This is a genomic window from Oleiphilus sp. HI0067 (assembly GCF_001635735.1).
In genome coordinates this window covers 1-697 of record NZ_LWFI01001385.1, presented here as the reverse complement: position 1 = coordinate 697, position 697 = coordinate 1, and the positions used below count along the sequence as shown (strand labels likewise).

General features: G+C 46.1%; 2 protein-coding genes. Both read right to left on the bottom strand.

Annotated elements, in window-relative coordinates; translation table 11 throughout:
- The coding region (locus tag A3739_RS21925; protein WP_156502755.1) for an SIS domain-containing protein at positions 1 to 366 on the bottom strand (366 nt) is incomplete at its 3' end.
- A gap of 43 nt (positions 367 to 409) precedes the next feature.
- The coding region (locus A3739_RS21920; protein WP_156502754.1) for an HAD hydrolase-like protein at positions 410 to 697 on the bottom strand (288 nt) is incomplete at its 5' end.

Genomic DNA, 697 nt, shown 5'->3' with positions numbered 1-697 from the left:
ACCAGATGTTGAGATAGCGACAAGTACATCGCCTGCTTGACCAAGTCCTGATAGTTGTCTTGCAAAGACTTCGTCATAGCCATAGTCATTACCGATCGCGGTTAAGGCTGAGGTGTCAGTGGTTAGTGCGATGGCTGGCAATGATTCACGATCAAAGCGATAGCGGCCAACGAGTTCAGCAGCAAGATGTTGAGCATCCGAGGCGCTTCCTCCGTTACCAATAAACAGTACTTTTTTACCTGCACGTATCGCTTCAACACAAAGTTGAATGGAGGTTTCTAGCTGCTCGAGGATGGCAGCATCATTTGAAATACGTGTTTTTGCTTCGATGCTGCGTTCAATATGCGCTTTGATGCGTTGACTCATATGATTATCCAATTAGTTCGCGAGTATTTTCTTGGGGCGTAGTTTACAACAGTCTTGTGACGCTGCTAAGGCTTCGTGTCTTGTAAAATCGTTTAGATTTTTCCAAATAAAGCTCTGGGAATATGCGGCTTCGGTGCGCGCTGTGCACATTTGGATCTTTGAATAAGACGGCTTTGCCGACGCCGGCAGTACGAGCTACTGAGACATCAGAGCTGCTATCGCCAACCAAAATGCTTTCAGCCAATCGTAATTTGAAGTCGCGCGTTGCTTTTGTGATCATGCCTGGTCTTGGTTTTCTGCATGTACAAGGTTGAGAAAACTTTGGATGATG